This is a genomic window from Bacillus jepli (assembly GCF_047238305.1).
Taxonomy (GTDB): domain Bacteria; phylum Bacillota; class Bacilli; order Bacillales; family Bacillaceae_L; genus Ferdinandcohnia.
Genome location: NZ_JBDFMO010000001.1, coordinates 3,831,843 through 3,848,743, shown reverse-complemented (window position 1 = coordinate 3,848,743; position 16,901 = coordinate 3,831,843). Strand labels below are relative to the sequence as shown.

Here is a 16,901-nt window from a genome sequence, read left to right as displayed (position 1 = left end):
AAACAAACACTGTTGATACTATTTATAGATTGGGGGAAATAAAATGGAGTTTACACAACATTTTACATCAATCGACGTCCACACAGCAGGGGAACCGCTACGTATTATTACTGGTGGAATTCCGCCAATACCTGGGAAAACAATTTTGGAAAAACGAGCTTATTTTCTTAAAAACATGAACCATATTCGTGAAGTTTTGATGTATGAGCCCCGTGGTCATGATGGTATGTACGGCTGTATCATTACAGAGCCTGTCAGTGCTGGTGCACACTTTGGGGTTTTGTTCATGCATAATGAAGGGCTAAGTACGATGTGTGGCCATGGAATCATTGCTGCTGTTACAACTGTAATCGAAACTGGCTTATATAATTTTCAAGAAAATGAACCGATTGTTATTGATAGTCCAGCTGGAACAATCATTGCATATGCACAATGTGACGGAACGAAAGTAAAATCGGTTTCCTTTGAAAATGTCCCGTCATTTATGTATGAAGCAAATGTTCCCCTACAGGTAAGTGGAAAGAGTTTTTCTGTTGATATCGTATTTGGAGGAGCATTTTATGCAATCGTGGATGCGAGAGATATTGGGCTAAAAGTAGAGATTACACAATTAGCCGACTTGAAGAAGATTGGTCGTGCAATAAAAGAGCAAATTGAATCAAAAGTAAATGTTCAGCACCCATTTGAACAAGATATAAATGGGATCTACGGTGTTATCATTTCTGATTCACCTGTAAAACATGATTCCCACTTACGCAATGTGACCGTATTTGCAGAAGAGCAAATTGATCGATCTCCTTGTGGGACAGGAACTTCTGCACGTGTCGCAGCTTTGTATCACCATGGTGATTTAAGTGTTGGAGAAAAATTTGTCCACGAGAGTATTATCGATAGTCAATTCATAGCAGAAGTCGTAACAACTACGAAAATAGGAAACTATAAGGCGGTTGTCCCAAAAATTACAGGAAGTGCTTTTATTACTGGTTTTCAGCAATTTGTTGTGGATCCATCAGATCCATTAAAGAAAGGGTTCTTATTACGATAAAGAAGGGAAAAGGAGCTATAAATGATTATCTTAAACAGTGAAGACATAAATAGCTTGATTTCGATGAATGATGTAATTGAAACTATTGAGAGTTATTATCTTCATGACGGGGATACAAGGGAACTTGTTCCAGAGCGATTGTTTATAAATGATAATAATAATACAGCCTTATTAATGCCATCTTTTTATGAAGAATACTATGGTGCAAAATTAATCGGAATCGCACCTGGGAATGTACGAATTAACGAGCCTACACTAAGAGGAATATTTTTATTAAATAATCGTAATACAATGGAGCCACTTGGACTATTCGATGCGCGTACGATTACTGCCCTACGTACTGGTGCCGTCAGCGGTTTAAGTATGAAATATTTAGCCGCGAAATCAGCAAAAAAAGTGGGGGTAATCGGAACGGGTGATCAAGGCTGGAGCCATTTGCAAGCAGCATGTGCGGTTCGACCAATCGAAGAAGTGTACGTTCATAATAGAAGTGCGGATAGGATGAATCATTTTATCGAAGAGACACAAAAGCATTTTCATCATCTTAAGATAAAAGCTGCTCCTGTTGAAGAACTAGTAGCAGAAGCTGATATCATTATTACAACTACTACATCAAAGGATCCTGTCATACCAGAAAATCTACCTGTGAATATGTGCGGCAAGCATATTGCAGCTTCAGGCTCTTTTAAACCAATTATGCAGGAATTACCTGATTCCATTATCAAAAATGCGGATAGAATTTTTGTAGATACTTTAGCCGCTTTTCATGAATCGGGAGATATGATTAAAGCAAAAGAGTTCGGAAAAACTGAAGATTACGTACTTACCGCTAAAGAGCTTACTCGACTAGGAGGTAGAGCATACAAGGAAAGTGAACTTACAATCTTTAAATCAGTGGGGCAAGCCATCTTTGATATTTTAACTGCAAAATTAATTTATGAACGATCATTAGCGTTGAAATGAAAATCACTTGGAAAAATAGAGGCACTCGAATAAGGACCTCTATTTTTTATGATAATTTTTCAAGCTAAAACCGTTGAATGCCATAGCTGTTGAAGTTTATTTCGACCTTCTATAATATTTGGATGAAATTGAATAATAGCATTTTCCCTGACTTTTTTTACGTTTTGAATCGCTGCTTGAAGTTCATTTTGTACGTTTTTTAGTCCAGTATTAAGAATGATGGAAAAGCCCGCAACGATTCCTTGTGCAATTGCCACTTTCGCACTTTCAATCCCTGTAATATTTCCGGCAACATACAGACCACCTACTGGGGTCTCCATTTTTTCATTATGAAGGGGAATGTGACCACCTAGTTCTTTAATATAATTGAAGGGACATCCGGATACTGCAGCTAATTCTGCTAGTGGGTATAATCCACCCGCAATACAGACGAAGTCGACTGGAATGACTTGATTAGAACCAGGTATTTGCCTTCCGTCTGGGGCAATGTCAACAATCTCTACGCCCTCTACTTTGTCATCACCGATAATACGTGTTGCGGCTTTACGCAGTTGAATCGGTAGATCCCACATTTTTATACCTGATTTTGGGTAAAAATGGACACTTACATTCTTTAGGATTTCACTTTTTATGAACTTACTTCCAAAGCGGATAAAAGGAGAAGGGGCTAAGTGTGCTACGTTTATTAATGTTTCAAATACCTTTCTAGGGTTCCCTCCCTCTTTTGATAATGGGTGTAAGGGAGGAAGAACAATTGAGGATATTTTAATCCCAGCTAATTGAAGTTCACGAGCAATCGCTGTTCCTAAAATATTTACTCCAATTATGATACCCTTACTACCTATCTTCACTCGATGGACATTTGTCATCACTTGAGCAGCACCGATTGACATCACGCCAGGGAGGGTCCAGCCTGGAACTGGGGTAGCAAGCTCCGCCGCACCAGTCGCTAAGAGTACTGCTGGTGTATCGAGCATTTCATTTTTTGTATGTACTACCCAACAATTTTCCCTTTTTTCTAAATGATGAACAGGAGTTCCGCATTCAATTTCGACGCCAAGCTCGATTGCTTTTTGCTGAAGGTTCTTTGATTCTTCAATCCCATTCCACCATGTTCCATCAGGCTCTTGGTGAAGTTGACCAAGAAGTCTTCCTCCAGGTCTCATAAATTCATCAATGATTTTCACCTTTAATCCATGTTCAGCACATGTAATTGCTGCAGACAAACCTGCGGGTCCAGCCCCGATTATAATGACGTCGATCATTATGGTGTCACCCCTTTTTTTAATGGGGTAGGTAATTGTTGACCACTTTTAACTTTAATGCCATTTTTTACGAGAGTAAGACATGATCGAATCCCACTAACTCCATCAATGGTAATCCTACATTCAAAGCAGTGCCCGATATTACAATAAATTCCTCGAGGAGTTCCAGTTTCTTCGTGACTACGAATCGTTCTGATTCCATTTGCAAGCAATGCTGCTGCCACCGTTTCACCTTCAAAGGCTTCAATCATCTGTTCATTAAAAGTAAAGAGAACGGTTTTTCGTTCTGGAAGTGAACCTAATATAGGATGTTCCATGATTCGATTTGAAATATTCATCTGTTATTACCTCCAAACTCGCCAAAGGAAATAGGACGAATAGGAGTTTGGTATTTTAGTTGTATCTGCTGTGGAGTCTCTTTCCCGGTATGATCTGCAATAATCATATCAATCATGTTCCTGCACGTCCGTCCACCACAATAGCCCATTCCGGCTCTTGTTCGGAGTTTTGTTTCCCTAGAGGAGCAATCATATTTCTTAACAGTTTCTACGATTTCGTAATAGGATACTTCTTCACATCTACACACAATCATTGGCTAAGCCTCCAGTATAATGAGCATTTACTACTTATTGTTGCAAGTAACATGCCAAAACACGAGAAATTAGACGGTTATTTGAAGCCTTTTTAGTCTGTTATACAATGTAGCTCTCGTAATCCCGAGTCGCTTTGCACATGCTTGTTTGTTGCCTTTTTCAAGTTTTAAGGCATCCAATATAATTTTTCTTTCATGTTTTTCGAGCTCGTCTGTTAGATATCCAATATCTAGCGGGATAGACTCACTGATCATCTCATGCTGTTGAGATAGGTCATCCGATTGGTGTGTGAATGGTAAGTCCTCTTTTTTTATTGTTCCGTCAGTTGCCAATACGACTAATCGCTCGATTACATTCCGCAGTTCACGAATATTACCCGGCCAATCATAATGAAGCAATTGGTACATCACTTCTTGTGAGACACCGTGTATTGGTCTACCGTAACGAACGGAAAATTCATATAGGAAATAGTGTGTTAACTCGATAATATCCTCTCGACGTTCGCGTAGTGGTGGAATTGCAAGATTGATGACGTTAAGTCGATAATAAAGGTCTTCGCGAAATTTACCCTCTTTTACCATTTCTTTCAGATCACGATTTGTAGCAGCAATCACCCTGAAATCAGCACTTATTTCTTTCGTCCCACCGACTGAAAAGTATTTTTTATCTTGTAAAACACGAAGTAGCTTTACTTGCATTTCAAGCTGCATTTCACCGATTTCGTCTAAAAAAAGGGTCCCACCACGTGCTAATTCAATTTTTCCTCGTTTTCCCTTATTATCAGCTCCTGAAAAGGCACCTCGTTCATAGCCAAATAATTCACTCTCAAAAAGGGTCGGAGGAATGGCACCACAATTAATTGGTATAAAAGGTGCTTTTGATGACTCTCTTAATTCATGGATTGCTTTTGCGAACAGTTCCTTTCCTACACCACTTTCCCCTGAAATGAGTACAGTTGTATCAGTAGAGCTGATCTTTTCAACCATTTCGATCGTACGTTTTATTGGAGGTGAGCCTCCTTTAATCGCATGGAATGGATTTTTAGAAGGACTCAATTTAGCAACCTCTTTTTCCAAGTAATGTACTTTTGTTGAGACATTAAACAATTCTTGGTTCAAGCGCACTTGACTCGTAATATCAGTTTCGGAAACGACGGCACCAACAATTTGATTATGTAAATAAACCGGCTGTGAATTAATTAAGACAAACAAGTCCGATCGTGGTTGGTGTTGGTGACGGTAAATGGTGCGGCCTTCTTTTAATGTCTTCATAATTTCTAACATATCAATGTCAAAAAACTGGGTAATTGGTTTACCGATAATATCTTCCTTTTTTATGGAGAATAAATCTTCTGCACCTTCTGTCCATACGAGTACTTCTCCATTTTGATTAATGACTGTAACAGATGCGTCAAGGGTATGGATAACTGCGTCAAAGTAAGCGTGTAAATATTGGTATGAGTTTATGAGGTATTTTGATAGTAATAATGCATTGACAAATCCAATTGCCTGTCCATTTTCATCTTTTACTAATACACATTCAGTTTGTTTCAATACTGTTAGGAGGTCGAATATGGAGTCAGTTGTAGATACGTAGTCTGATCGATTCAAAACGAATTGATTTGTAGAATCATCTGAACAAAGATAATAAATATGATTCTTTTTTAATAGAAAGGTTGTACGGTTATCAGTTAATTTTTTTTTGAGCTTTTCTTTGATGACATCTTCTTCAAAAAGTAATACGAAGTCTCGTTCCATGACCTCTGATATAGAAGGTAGTCGAAAAGCAGTCAAATGAAATCCCCCTTTTTTCCACTGCAGCGCCTTGCACCTCGTGGTCATTATACATTATCACTCCAGAAATCATCATTTCTGGAGTGATGCGGGTATGATTGTTGAGTTTAGGCGCTACGGCATTTTTATGTATAAGTACATTTACAATATAAAAAATATTTTACACATTAATGTTAAAATATAAAGACAATTTTGACAATATTTTTGTGAAAAAGTAAAAATCCTTTGGCATGGTTCTTGCAACATTTCTTACAAAGCTTTTTATTAGGAGGAAAAATCGTGTGAAAAAGCATACGGATGTGTTAGTCATTGGTGGAGGTATAATCGGCAGTGCAATCGCCTACTATGTATCAAAGTCCGGCCTGCATGTTTCTGTTGTAGAAAAAGGTGAGCTTGCTAGTGGAACCTCTTCTAGATGCGATGGAAATATATTAGCTATTGATAAAGAACCCGGTTTTGACAGCCAAATGTCACTTACAAGTCAGAAATTAGTTGATGAATTAAGTCGAGAACTAGATCAACCATTTGAATATAGAGCACCTGGTAGTATTTTAGTTTGTGAGACAGAGGAGGAAATGATTGCAGCCAATAAATGGGTAGATCAACAAAAGAAAGCCGGTCTACCGTTTCGAATGTTAGACCGAGAGGACATTAGACAGGAATCTCCGTATTTTGCAGACGATCTTCTCGGAGGATTAGAGTGTGCGACAGACTCAACTGTTAACCCATACTTATTAACATTTGCAATGTTTGATGGTGCAAAGAAAAATGGAGCCAATATATACACACATACTGAAGTTAAAGCAATAAGAAAAGAGAATGGTTACTTTAGGATTGAAACAACGAATGGTGAAATGATCGCAGAAAAAATTGTGAATGCTGGAGGGGTATGGGCGCCAAAAATTGGAGAAATGGTTGATTTGCAAATTCCCATTTATCCAAGAAAGGGACATCTTATTGTTGCATCAAGGCAAGCACCAGTTGGACTTCGAAAGGTGATGGAGTTTGGTTATCTTATTTCCAAGTTTGGTGGAGAGCGAAATGTCGATGCTGAAACAGAAAAATATGGAGTTGCTCTAGTGTTTGAACCGACTGAGAGTCAAAATTTTTTAATCGGGAGCAGTCGCCAATTTGTCGGATTTGATACAAAAGTAGATATTAATGTTGTGAAATGCATTGCCAGACGAGCTATTCGATTTTATCCGAAAATGGGAGACATGCTATTAATTCGCACTTATGCCGGATTACGTCCGTATACAGAGGATCATTTGCCAATTATTTCACAGGTAGATCATATTCCGAACTATTTTATTGCTGCAGGGCATGAGGGTGATGGTATTAGCCTTGCAGCGGTTACAGGAAAAGTAATCGATGAAATGATAAGAGGAGTTACTAAAACGACTATTCCAATAGAGCCCCTCCGATATGATCGTTTCGAAAGGGTGGTAAAACAATGAAGGTAAGTAAGATCTTTAAAACAATTGATACGCATACAGGTGGAAATCCAACTAGAACTGTGATTAGTGGATTACCAAAGTTAAAAGGAAAGACAATGTCAGAAAAAATGCTTGAAATGAAAAATGAGCACGACTGGATTCGAAGATTTTTAATGTATGAACCAAGAGGACATGATGTGATGAGCGGAGCATTAATGGTTGACCCATGTCATCCAGATGCTGATATCGGAGTTATTTATATTGAAACTGGTGGGTATTTGCCAATGTGTGGACATGATACGATTGGTTTTTGCACGGCATTAGTAGAAGCAGGATTAATTGATGTGACAGACCCAACCACAAAGATTAATCTCGATACACCTGCTGGGTTAGTGAAAGTTGAAATTACAGTTGAAGATGGTAAAGCAAAGGAGGTCACCTTCTGTAATATACCTGCATTTTTATTAAAGAGTATAGTTGTTGAAGTGGATGGGATTGGAACAGTCTCATGTGATATTGCGTATGGCGGGAATTTTTATGGGATTATTGATGCTCGACAACTGGGTCTAGAGCTATTACCAACAAATGCTTCAACGATCATTGAAACAGCTGTAAAAATTCGCGATGAGATTAATAGAACTACCAAAGTAATTCATCCGGAGCAACCATTTATTAATGGCTTGACACATATTGAATTTTATACAGATCCTTCTCATCCGGTGGCAACTGTAAAAAACACGGTAATCGTTCCTCCTGGGGGAATTGATCGTTCGCCTTGTGGAACAGGAACTTCTGCAAAGCTTGCAACTCTTTATGAACGGAATGAACTTGGGATAAACGAAGAATTCGTACATGAAAGCATTGTAGGCACTCTTTTTAAAGGGAAGGTGTTAGGGAAGACAAAGGTTGGAGATTTACGGGCCGTTATCACGCAAATTTCAGGAACTGCATGGGTTACGGGTATGCATACATTTGTTTATCAGCCAGATGATGAGGTGGGGGCTGGTTTTTTATTAATTCCCGAAATGAAGGGTCACTAGTTTTTGGTGTCAAAAAATCTATACATTCAAAAAAAATGGACACTACTTTTTAAAAAGTGTTCATTTTTTTTTACAACAACATATATCGATAATTCTGAATCTTAGAAAATATAGTTGGCATATTTCTTGCAAAGAAAAATACAAATAGAAAGCTTTTGTAAGGAGGGATACTCATTCACCTTTACATTATTTAACATTTAAATAGTAAAATTTAAAAGAAAATAGGGGGTCAAGAAATGAAGAATGCAAAAAAGCTTTTATTTGTTATTGTTCTAGGATTTTCGATGTTTCTAGCTGCTTGTTCATCAGATTCAAGCGGTGGAAGTAGTAGTGATGAAATAGTAATAGGAACGATTTTACCTGTTTCAGGTAATAACGCAACAGATGGTAAGGATATGAAAAATGCAATGGAAATGGCAATTGAAGAAGTGAATGAGGCTGGCGGTGTATTAGGTAAAAAAATCAAACTTGAGGTTGCGGATGATGCATGTGATCCACAAACAGCAACAACAGCTGCAAATAAATTAGTTTCATCGAAAGTAGTTGCGGTAGTAGGAGGATACTGTTCGGGAGCTACATTACCTGCATCTGGAGTGTTCCATAATGCCGGTATTCCAATGATTGTACCAGCTGCTAACTCATCTGAGCTACCAGCTCAAAACTATGATTCGTTATTCTTGATAAATGGTCTCGTTCCTAACCAAGCTCAAACAGCAGCTGACTATTTTGATAAAAAAGGAGCTAAAAAGATTGTCATTATCCATGACAATTCAGCTTATGCAAAGGACCTTGCTGACTTTGCTAAAGAATCAGTTGAAGGCAATGGTGGGGAAGTTATTGCGTTTGAAGCAATTAATCCAGAGGAGAAAGACTTTGGTTCCTTAATGACAAAGCTTAAGTCTTTAAATCCAGAAGGTACATTTTTTACAGGGTATTATGCAGCTGCAGGTCTTATGAAAAAGCAATTTGAACAAAAAGATGTTCCTGGCTTATTTATGGTTGGGGATGGTAGTTATTCTCAAGATTTAATCGATATTGCTGGTGAAGATGCCCGAGATATCTTAGTTACTGCTACACCACAAGCTAGCTTTATTCCTGGTGCTGAAGAGTTCGTGAAAAAGTATGAAGAAAAATACAATTTATCTCCTGGTCCATATTCAGCTCTTTCATACAATGGATTTCAGCTCTTGTTTGATTCAATTAAACGCGCTGATTCAACTGAATCAGAAGATATTAAAAAGGCAATCAAAGAAACAAAGGCCTTTGAAGCAATTGGGCAGGTTATTGAATTTAATGATCAAAATTCTTTAAATGAGTCTAACTTCCAAGTATTAACAGTTGTTGATGGGAAGTTTGAATTAGCCAATTAAATTACGGGAAGTGGAAGTTCGTTCAGATGATTAATCATCTGAACGAATTCCCATATGGCAGCTTGGTAAAGGGGGAAGTTAAATTGGAGATATTTTTGCAAATCTTAATTGATGGACTAGTTATTGGTGCGTTTTATAGTTTAATTGCATTAGGTTACACAATGGTTTACGGCATTATTAAACTATTAAATTTTGCACATGGTGATTTATATATGCTAGGTGCTTTTATCGGATTTACTTTATTATCCTTCTTTACTGGTGATGGTGGTTTTAATGGTGGTGTTTTGGGGCTTGCAGTCGTATTTCTCCTCACAATGATTATTATAGGTGTTATTGGAATGGGAATTGAAAGGGTTGCTTATAGACCACTATTATTAGCACCACGCTTATCCATTTTAATCACAGCAATCGGTGTATCACTTTCATTAGAGTATAGTTCTATGATTGGATGGGGTGCTTCTTATAAAGTGTATCCGATATCATTACCTAACAATGGAATTGATATTTTAGGAGCTCACATAAAATATGCACAACTATCAATGATCCTAATTTCTGCTTTACTCATGGTTGGGCTGCGGTTATTTATTGATAAAACGATTTACGGAAAGGCAATGCGTGCAATTGCCCATGATCAAACAGCATGTAGCTTAATGGGTGTAAACGTTCATCGAATTATAGGTTTAACCTTCTTTATTGGTGCATTTTTAGCTGCAGGGGCTGGCTTAATGGCTGGTGTTTATTATGGAACGATTAACTTTATGATGGGTTTCATTATAGGATTAAAAGCATTTACAGCAGCAGTTTTGGGGGGAATTGGTAATATTACTGGCGCGATGATTGGAGGAATAGTGTTAGGTGTTTTAGAATCCCTTGGAACCTTTTATCTAGGTGGGTCATGGAAGGATATACTCGCTTTCAGTATCCTAATTTTAATACTCGTCTTTAAGCCTACTGGAATCATGGGTGAAAAGGTTACGGAGAGGATGTAGGTATGAAAAAGAAGAAAACTATTTCTCTAGGCGTATTGTTACTTGCATCATTCCTTTTTCCGTTTATTTCAAATAGCTATTGGCTAGATGTTGCAACCCTAGTCTTGTTTTACGTTGTATTAACGCAAGGTTTGAATATAGTCGTTGGCTATACTGGACTACTTGATTTAGGATATGCCGCCTTCTTTGCGGTTGGCGCATACACTACCGCAATCTTAATGACTACCTTTGGATGGTCATTTTGGTTGACACTACCTGTAGCGATCATTTTTGCAGCAATTACAGGTGTAATCATTGGTGGGCCGACGCTACGTCTACGTAGTGACTATCTTGCTATTGTTACGTTAGGATTTGGCGAAATTATTCGAATCCTAGCTATTAATTTAGAAATCACAGGATCTGCATCCGGTATTTATGGAATTCCGAGACCATCCATTGGCTCTTATACATTAACAACTCAAAAGGATTATTATTTCTTAATATTGGTTTTGGCCATCATAACAATAATTGCAGTATCAAGATTGGGGAAATCAAGAATTGGACGTGCATGGATTTATATAAGAGAAGATGAAGATGCAGCAGAGGCGATGGGGATCAATCGTGTACGCCTAAAGTTATTATCATACGCTACCGGTGCTGTAATTGGGAGTCTAGGAGGTTGCATTTTTGCTATCAAAATGAGTGCAATTGCTCCCTTAAGCTTCAGCTTTAATCAATCCGTGATGATCTTACTAGCCGTAGTTCTTGGAGGGTTGGGAAGTATTTCTGGTGTTGTCATTGGAGCCGTTTTGGTCATTGTTCTTCCAGAAGCATTACGTTCAATGGAGGATATGCGCTTCCTTTTATTCGGAATTGCGTTAGTGGTGATGATGATTTTTAGACCACAAGGTATTTGGCCAGCCAAATATGAAACAGAAGACGTTCCAGATGATGATTCTATTAATGACTCATTCCTTGATCCAGATGAAAAGAAATCTATCTCTCTAAAAGGCTAGTAGAATCTCGGAAATGAAAGGAGCATCGAACATGACGGTATTATCAGTAGAAAATCTTACACTTACATTTGGAGGGTTAACAGCTGTTAATAATTTATCATTTCAGATTGAGGAAAATTCAATTTCTAGCATCATCGGTCCTAATGGTGCAGGGAAAACATCAGTATTCAACATGATAACGGGTTTTTACAGTCCAACTAGCGGTAAAATTGATTTGTTGGGTCAAAGTCTTGTGCATAAAAAGCCTAGTCAAATTACGAAGATAGGATTAGCTAGAACATTTCAAAACCTTCGACTGTTTCCAAATTTATCGGTATTAGATAATGTAAAATCAGGAATGCATTGCCGTACCAAGCAAGCTGTCTTGGGAGCATTGTTTCGGACAAAAGCACAGCGCGCGGAGGAAAAATATATAGAGGATGTAGCATACCAGTGTATTGACTTTGTTGGTATCCGTAAATATACAAATCGAGCTGCGAAAAACCTACCATACGGAGCACAGCGTTATTTGGAAATTGCCAGGGCATTAGCAACACAGCCGAAGCTGTTATTGCTTGACGAACCTGCAGCAGGATTGAATTATGAAGAAAAGCAATATTTAATTGAATTAATTCACCGTATCCGTAATGAATTTAATATTACTGTATTAATGATTGAACATGATATGGGACTTATCAAGCAAATCTCAGAAAAAATTACTGTTATTGATTATGGCTGTAAAATCGCAGAGGGTACCCCTGAAGAGGTCCTTTCAAACGAAAAGGTCATCGAGGCATATTTAGGGAAGGAGGAGGACTAGTGAAACCATTACTCAAACTTGATGGCATCCACTCCTATTATGGAAAAATCCACGCATTAAGTGATATTAATCTTGAAATATACGAAGGTGAGATTGTAGCGCTTTTAGGAAGTAATGGTGCGGGGAAAAGTACAACCTTAAAAACCATATCGGGCATCATTAAACCAAAGAAGGGCCTTATTGAATGGAAAGGGGAAAATATCGTCGGCAATCCAGCCCATAAAATAGTTGAAAAAGGTATTATCCACATACCAGAAGGACGTAGGATTTTTGGGGGATTAACGGTTACTGAGAATCTTGAACTAGGGGCGTTCACGGTAAGGAAAAATAAGAAACAGATAAAAGAAGGGATTGAACGAGCGTTTGATTTGTTTCCAAGACTAAATGAGCGTGCAAAGCAAATAGCAGGGACGTTAAGTGGTGGAGAACAACAAATGCTTGCCATTAGTAGAGGGCTTTTGAGTCAGCCAAAGCTTCTCATGCTTGACGAGCCATCCATGGGTCTAGCTCCCATCATTGTTCAAGAAATTATGAAAATCATTAAAGAGATTAATAAACAAGGCACCACAATTCTCCTCATTGAGCAAAATGCAAAAGCTGCTCTAAAACTAGCAAACCGAGGCTATGTCATTGAAACTTCAAAAATTATTATGCACGAGGAAGCAAGCGTATTAAGAGAAAATGACAAAATTATTAAGGCTTATTTGGGAGCTTAAAGGAAACCCGCATCGGCGGGTTTCCTTTTGAAAACAAATCGTCTATATATCCCCCTGAATGGGGTTACTCTTATTGCTTCATCCTAGCTAGGACTTCTGCTTAAGAAAGTCAACCCTTCACACTCCAACTTTCTTCCTCTATAATAAAATGTATTCAATTAGACAAAAAAAGAGGAAGTGATTTCTCACTTCCATACACGAACAGATAAAGAATAAGGAGCTAACACCACACTGTATAGTATGCACGAAGTTACACGGACATGTGGGGTAGTACACTGCGTCAAACGCACATTTTTAGCAAATTAAGTAAAATAAACAATAAAGGTGTTTTCTATGATTGAACAAGCAAAGCAAGTTTTACAGTCGTATTTCGGTTATCCGTCTTTTAGACCGGGTCAGGAATCCATTATCGAGAACATTTTACAAGGAAACGATACACTCGCCATCATGCCTACTGGGGGTGGAAAGTCGTTATGTTATCAAATCCCTGCTCTGATTTTTGAGGGAATAACGATTGTCATTTCACCATTAATCTCATTGATGAAGGACCAGGTAGACACATTGCTTGGTGTGGGTATATCGGCTACTTATATTAATAGCAGTATTTCAATGCAAGAAATTCAGGAAAGGCTGCAGGATGCGCGCGCTGGTCGCTATAAAATCATTTATATTGCTCCTGAACGACTCGAATCCTCTCAATTTCGATCCCTTTTATCTTCCATACCCATTTCTATGATTGCTGTTGATGAAGCGCATTGTATTTCACAATGGGGACATGATTTCAGGCCAAGCTACCGAAACATCCATGATATGATAGCGGAACTACCATCAAAGCCGGTTGTTTCAGCATTAACTGCAACCGCAACGGTTGAGGTAAAAGAAGACATTTGCAGTCAGCTTCAGATAGACCCGTATGCTGTATTCATTACAGGGTTTGCGAGAGATAATTTAACCTTCAATGTCTTAAAAGGTGAAAATAAACGAGATTTTGTGAAAAGCTTTTTACTAGAAAATAAGAACCAATCGGGAATTGTCTATGCGGCAACTCGTCGGGAGGTTAATGAACTTCATTCATTTTTAGAAAGAGAAGGCTTTTTAGTAGGAAAATATCATGCTGGACTTTCGGATGAAGAGCGAAAACAAGCACAGGAGGATTTCCTATTTGACACTGTGAATGTTATGGTTGCGACAAATGCATTCGGGATGGGAATTGATAAAAGTAATGTAAGATATGTCATTCACTACAATCTACCGAAAAATATTGAAGCCTACTACCAAGAAGCGGGACGAGCAGGCCGTGATGGTGAAAAAAGTGATTGTTATCTATTGTTTGCATCACAAGATATCCAACTTCAAAAATTCCTAATCGAGCAGTCTACAGTGGATGAGGTGAAAAAAGAGCAAGAGTATCACAAGCTCCAGCAAATGATTGACTACTGTCACACTGAGAAATGCTTGCAAAGCTACATTTTGGAATATTTCGGGGAGAAGGAGAGCGTGGAATGCGGTCGTTGTGTTAATTGTAAAGATGACCGTGAAAAAATTGATGTGACAACTGAGGCGCTCATGATATTTTCATGTATCAAACGGATGAAGGAACGCTATGGAAAGACCTTGGTAGCGCAGGTGTTAAAGGGTTCAAGGAATAAAAAAATTCAAGAGTTTGGGTTTACATCCTTGTCGACCTACGGCTTATTAAAGCAGTATTCAGAAAAACAAATCGTCGGCTTAATCGACTTTTTGGCTGCAGAAGGGTATGTCAAACTAACCAATTCTCAATACCCTGTGCTCATCCTTGATGCAAAAGCATTACCTGTTCTAAAAGGGGAAGTCAACATTTTCAAGAAGGAACAAGTGAAGAAAAAGCAAGTTGTCACCGACAATACATTATTCGAAATTCTTCGTGAGGTACGTAAAACCATTTCTACACGCGACGGGGTTCCTCCGTATATCGTTTTCTCAGATAGTACATTACGAGAAATGAGTGAAGTGGCACCTGTAGATGAGAAAGAACTTCTTGAAATAAAAGGGGTTGCGCAGATGAAGCTAGAGCGCTACGGTGTAGATTTCTTAACTGCCATTCGGGATTATGTCGAGGAAAAAAGCACAGTTAACTAAAGGCACCACATTTGTGGTGCCTTCCCTTATGCTTTAAAGAGTTCTTCCATAGCAAGATTACGATTTTGTTGTTCTTCTTCAGATACTAAATCATACTTTTTTAAGAGGTGAAATAATTCGTTTAGTGTTAACTGAGTGCGTTCAGTTTCTAAGAATTGGACCGCGCTGCGATAAAGCTCTGTAGGCACAAAGCTTTCTTGGCTTTGAAGTTTTTTGATCACATCTTCTTTTGTGTGATCGATATTACATGTGGACATTTCATTTACCTCCATTCGTGATTTTACCTTCAATTTTAGCATGTTTGGAGGAGGATGAATATGGTAGAGGAGGTATTTGAAGATTTGAGGGCAGTAAACCGTGATTAAGAAAGCAAACGTACGCAACTCGCGTTAGTGTCCTCGCACATGGATAAAATCAGGAAAAGGTGAACCAGCAATTAAAGTTATCATCACGCCCCACTTGGAAAAAACGAAAGCACCACCAAAAATTCGAACCAATCAACACTCAAAACATCCCAAGTGATATCCCACACTACATATTTCTTAACGATCCGGTAAAATGGGTAGAAATAGAAGGGGAGGGTTGAGGATGGCCTATTATTTTTGGATTTTCATAAATGCGCTTCTCGTGATTAGCACATTTATTTACATATGGATTTTTAGAACACATGACTCTCAAATCGTCACATTAGGGCAAGCCTTCGCCCAAATCGCACTTATCCTTTTTATCGTCAATGTAAATATGTATTTTATCTTTCTGGTCATCCGAAGGACAAAAGTTCGAAAGCTGAAAATAACACTTGCAAAGATTTCACGCTATATGATGAAATCTCATATCAAACTTGCTATCATTGGAACGATTTTAATCGTGTTTCATGGGGGAATCATGCTTGTCAAACTCGGAGAAATCGTGGGATATTCCAGTCCTAAGATCATAAGCGGAATTTTTGCCATTCTATGTTTAGCATTGACGATTTTTGCAGGGTACCTACGCCATAAAAAATCTTCGGGATTTCGGCGGAAATTCCATTATACAACTGCTTTTATTTTCACCTTTGTATTCCTGATACACATATTTCTTCCTATATAATATAAAAAGACCGCCCACATTTCCGTTCTGGTTAGTCCCGCAACAAGCGATGTTGGAAGTAGTGGACGGTCTTACTTTAGTATATGTTTTGAGGTGAGAATATTATGCGTTTTTCAAAGTGGAAATAATGCTATTTTTAATGTCATTCCAAAGCGCTTCATCTGTTGTAATTCGTTCAGTAAACGATTTAATAAATGCCTTAAATGCAGCATCATATTCAGGCGACTCCTTATCAGGAACATTTGCCTTTAATTCATCTGCAATAGCTTGAGCCTCAGGTGCTCTTGGTCCCCATTTACCAACCTCTTCAAAGTCCTTGTTCACGAAAATAATAATTGGAATTGAACGAGACTTTCCGTTTGTCAAGTATTGATCCATTAGCTCTAGATTTTCATCGCGAATTAAATATTGAGTATCGAGTAATGCCTCATCTGCAATTCTCATGAGGATAGGAAGGTTGACCATTGCATCCCCACACCAATCAGCTGCCAAAATGATGGCTTTTAATTCTTTTTCCTGAAGTCCTTGGAGTAGTTCTTTATCAGATTCGTCTAAACGAAACTGATTATACACCTTTAGTAAATTTTCTTTATGAACTTGCATGCTGTTAATGTAGTCGTATTGGTTCATGCCTTTTTCAAACCATGGCTTTAAGCTTGTCATTATGTATGCCTCCTCAAAATTGATTAT

Annotated in this window: 17 protein-coding genes; 11 read left to right on the top strand and 6 right to left on the bottom strand. The window is 38.2% G+C overall.

All coding sequences use genetic code 11. The annotated features are described in order from the left end of the window. The first annotated feature begins 43 nt into the window (after nucleotides 1-43). The gene (locus ABC371_RS19695; protein ID WP_412898340.1) at nucleotides 44-1,045 is read left to right on the top strand and encodes a proline racemase family protein; all 1,002 of its coding nucleotides are present in this window, start codon (nucleotides 44-46) and stop codon (nucleotides 1,043-1,045) included. Between the two features lie 21 nt (nucleotides 1,046-1,066). Next, on the top strand, nucleotides 1,067-2,008 hold the full coding sequence (locus tag ABC371_RS19690) for an ornithine cyclodeaminase family protein (RefSeq protein ID WP_412898339.1): 942 nt from the start codon (nucleotides 1,067-1,069) through the stop codon (nucleotides 2,006-2,008). 59 nt (nucleotides 2,009-2,067) lie between these two features. Here the strand turns inward: ABC371_RS19690 and ABC371_RS19685 are convergent, their stop codons facing one another. From ABC371_RS19685 to ABC371_RS19670, 4 genes are all read right to left on the bottom strand, one after another. Then, nucleotides 2,068-3,273: an NAD(P)/FAD-dependent oxidoreductase gene (locus tag ABC371_RS19685; RefSeq protein ID WP_412898338.1), complete on the bottom strand. Its 1,206-nt coding sequence runs from the start codon at nucleotides 3,271-3,273 to the stop codon at nucleotides 2,068-2,070. Further along, nucleotides 3,273-3,605, bottom strand: a complete 333-nt coding sequence (locus tag ABC371_RS19680; RefSeq protein WP_412899401.1) for a (2Fe-2S)-binding protein — start codon at nucleotides 3,603-3,605, stop codon at nucleotides 3,273-3,275. Before ABC371_RS19680 ends, ABC371_RS19685 begins: the two co-directional genes overlap by 1 nt. Nucleotides 3,606-3,607: 2 nt before the next feature. Further along, nucleotides 3,608-3,865 carry a (2Fe-2S)-binding protein gene (locus ABC371_RS19675; protein ID WP_412898337.1) on the bottom strand — a complete coding sequence of 86 codons (258 nt, stop codon included), beginning with the start codon at nucleotides 3,863-3,865 and terminating at the stop codon, nucleotides 3,608-3,610. A gap of 69 nt (nucleotides 3,866-3,934) precedes the next feature. Next, the gene (locus tag ABC371_RS19670) at nucleotides 3,935-5,623 is read right to left on the bottom strand and encodes a sigma-54 interaction domain-containing protein (RefSeq protein ID WP_412899400.1); all 1,689 of its coding nucleotides are present in this window, start codon (nucleotides 5,621-5,623) and stop codon (nucleotides 3,935-3,937) included. A 317-nt stretch (nucleotides 5,624-5,940) separates the two neighbouring features. Between ABC371_RS19670 and ABC371_RS19665 the strand changes: the two genes are divergently transcribed. The 8 genes from ABC371_RS19665 to recQ all read left to right on the top strand — a co-directional run bounded on the left by ABC371_RS19665 (nucleotide 5,941) and on the right by recQ (nucleotide 15,122). After that, nucleotides 5,941-7,116 (top strand): NAD(P)/FAD-dependent oxidoreductase, encoded by a 1,176-nt coding sequence (locus ABC371_RS19665; protein ID WP_412898336.1) that lies wholly within the window; start codon nucleotides 5,941-5,943, stop codon nucleotides 7,114-7,116. After that, the gene (locus ABC371_RS19660) at nucleotides 7,113-8,135 is read left to right on the top strand and encodes a proline racemase family protein (RefSeq protein WP_412898335.1); all 1,023 of its coding nucleotides are present in this window, start codon (nucleotides 7,113-7,115) and stop codon (nucleotides 8,133-8,135) included. The genes ABC371_RS19665 and ABC371_RS19660 overlap by 4 nt, the downstream gene beginning before the upstream one ends. Before the next feature lie 236 nt (nucleotides 8,136-8,371). Beyond that, nucleotides 8,372-9,505, top strand: coding sequence for a branched-chain amino acid ABC transporter substrate-binding protein (locus tag ABC371_RS19655; RefSeq protein WP_412898334.1), 1,134 nt, complete (start codon nucleotides 8,372-8,374; stop codon nucleotides 9,503-9,505). Between the two features lie 83 nt (nucleotides 9,506-9,588). After that, nucleotides 9,589-10,494 carry a branched-chain amino acid ABC transporter permease gene (locus tag ABC371_RS19650; protein WP_412898333.1) on the top strand — a complete coding sequence of 302 codons (906 nt, stop codon included), beginning with the start codon at nucleotides 9,589-9,591 and terminating at the stop codon, nucleotides 10,492-10,494. 2 nt (nucleotides 10,495-10,496) lie between these two features. Further along, the gene (locus ABC371_RS19645) at nucleotides 10,497-11,489 is read left to right on the top strand and encodes a branched-chain amino acid ABC transporter permease (RefSeq protein WP_412898332.1); all 993 of its coding nucleotides are present in this window, start codon (nucleotides 10,497-10,499) and stop codon (nucleotides 11,487-11,489) included. 31 nt (nucleotides 11,490-11,520) lie between these two features. After that, nucleotides 11,521-12,288 carry an ABC transporter ATP-binding protein gene (locus ABC371_RS19640; RefSeq protein WP_412898331.1) on the top strand — a complete coding sequence of 256 codons (768 nt, stop codon included), beginning with the start codon at nucleotides 11,521-11,523 and terminating at the stop codon, nucleotides 12,286-12,288. Next, the gene (locus ABC371_RS19635; RefSeq protein ID WP_412898330.1) at nucleotides 12,288-13,004 is read left to right on the top strand and encodes an ABC transporter ATP-binding protein; all 717 of its coding nucleotides are present in this window, start codon (nucleotides 12,288-12,290) and stop codon (nucleotides 13,002-13,004) included. The genes ABC371_RS19640 and ABC371_RS19635 overlap by 1 nt, the downstream gene beginning before the upstream one ends. Before the next feature lie 333 nt (nucleotides 13,005-13,337). Beyond that, on the top strand, nucleotides 13,338-15,122 hold the full coding sequence (gene recQ / locus ABC371_RS19630) for a DNA helicase RecQ (protein WP_412898329.1): 1,785 nt from the start codon (nucleotides 13,338-13,340) through the stop codon (nucleotides 15,120-15,122). A 26-nt stretch (nucleotides 15,123-15,148) separates the two neighbouring features. Here the strand turns inward: recQ and ABC371_RS19625 are convergent, their stop codons facing one another. Continuing rightward, nucleotides 15,149-15,379: a hypothetical protein gene (locus ABC371_RS19625; protein WP_412898328.1), complete on the bottom strand. Its 231-nt coding sequence runs from the start codon at nucleotides 15,377-15,379 to the stop codon at nucleotides 15,149-15,151. 331 nt (nucleotides 15,380-15,710) lie between these two features. Here ABC371_RS19625 and ABC371_RS19620 point away from each other — a divergent pair, with 331 nt between their 5' ends. Continuing rightward, nucleotides 15,711-16,211: a hypothetical protein gene (locus tag ABC371_RS19620; protein WP_412898327.1), complete on the top strand. Its 501-nt coding sequence runs from the start codon at nucleotides 15,711-15,713 to the stop codon at nucleotides 16,209-16,211. A gap of 102 nt (nucleotides 16,212-16,313) precedes the next feature. Here ABC371_RS19620 and ABC371_RS19615 read toward each other — a convergent pair whose 3' ends face one another. Continuing rightward, complete coding sequence (locus ABC371_RS19615) at nucleotides 16,314-16,874, bottom strand: thioredoxin family protein (protein WP_412898326.1); 561 nt, start codon at nucleotides 16,872-16,874, stop codon at nucleotides 16,314-16,316. Nucleotides 16,875-16,901: the final 27 nt, after the last annotated feature.

Coding starts and splice junctions, on each gene's coding strand:
- ABC371_RS19695 (WP_412898340.1), top strand. CDS start 44: ATGGAGTTTACACAACATTTTACATCAATCGACGTCCACACAGCAGGG.
- ABC371_RS19690 (WP_412898339.1), top strand. CDS start 1,067: ATGATTATCTTAAACAGTGAAGACATAAATAGCTTGATTTCGATGAAT.
- ABC371_RS19685 (WP_412898338.1), bottom strand. CDS start 3,273: ATGATCGACGTCATTATAATCGGGGCTGGACCCGCAGGTTTGTCTGCA.
- ABC371_RS19675 (WP_412898337.1), bottom strand. CDS start 3,865: ATGATTGTGTGTAGATGTGAAGAAGTATCCTATTACGAAATCGTAGAA.
- ABC371_RS19670 (WP_412899400.1), bottom strand. CDS start 5,623: ATGGAACGAGACTTCGTATTACTTTTTGAAGAAGATGTCATCAAAGAA.
- ABC371_RS19660 (WP_412898335.1), top strand. CDS start 7,113: ATGAAGGTAAGTAAGATCTTTAAAACAATTGATACGCATACAGGTGGA.
- ABC371_RS19655 (WP_412898334.1), top strand. CDS start 8,372: ATGAAGAATGCAAAAAAGCTTTTATTTGTTATTGTTCTAGGATTTTCG.
- ABC371_RS19645 (WP_412898332.1), top strand. CDS start 10,497: ATGAAAAAGAAGAAAACTATTTCTCTAGGCGTATTGTTACTTGCATCA.
- ABC371_RS19640 (WP_412898331.1), top strand. CDS start 11,521: ATGACGGTATTATCAGTAGAAAATCTTACACTTACATTTGGAGGGTTA.
- recQ (WP_412898329.1), top strand. CDS start 13,338: ATGATTGAACAAGCAAAGCAAGTTTTACAGTCGTATTTCGGTTATCCG.
- ABC371_RS19625 (WP_412898328.1), bottom strand. CDS start 15,379: ATGTCCACATGTAATATCGATCACACAAAAGAAGATGTGATCAAAAAA.
- ABC371_RS19620 (WP_412898327.1), top strand. CDS start 15,711: ATGGCCTATTATTTTTGGATTTTCATAAATGCGCTTCTCGTGATTAGC.
- ABC371_RS19615 (WP_412898326.1), bottom strand. CDS start 16,874: ATGACAAGCTTAAAGCCATGGTTTGAAAAAGGCATGAACCAATACGAC.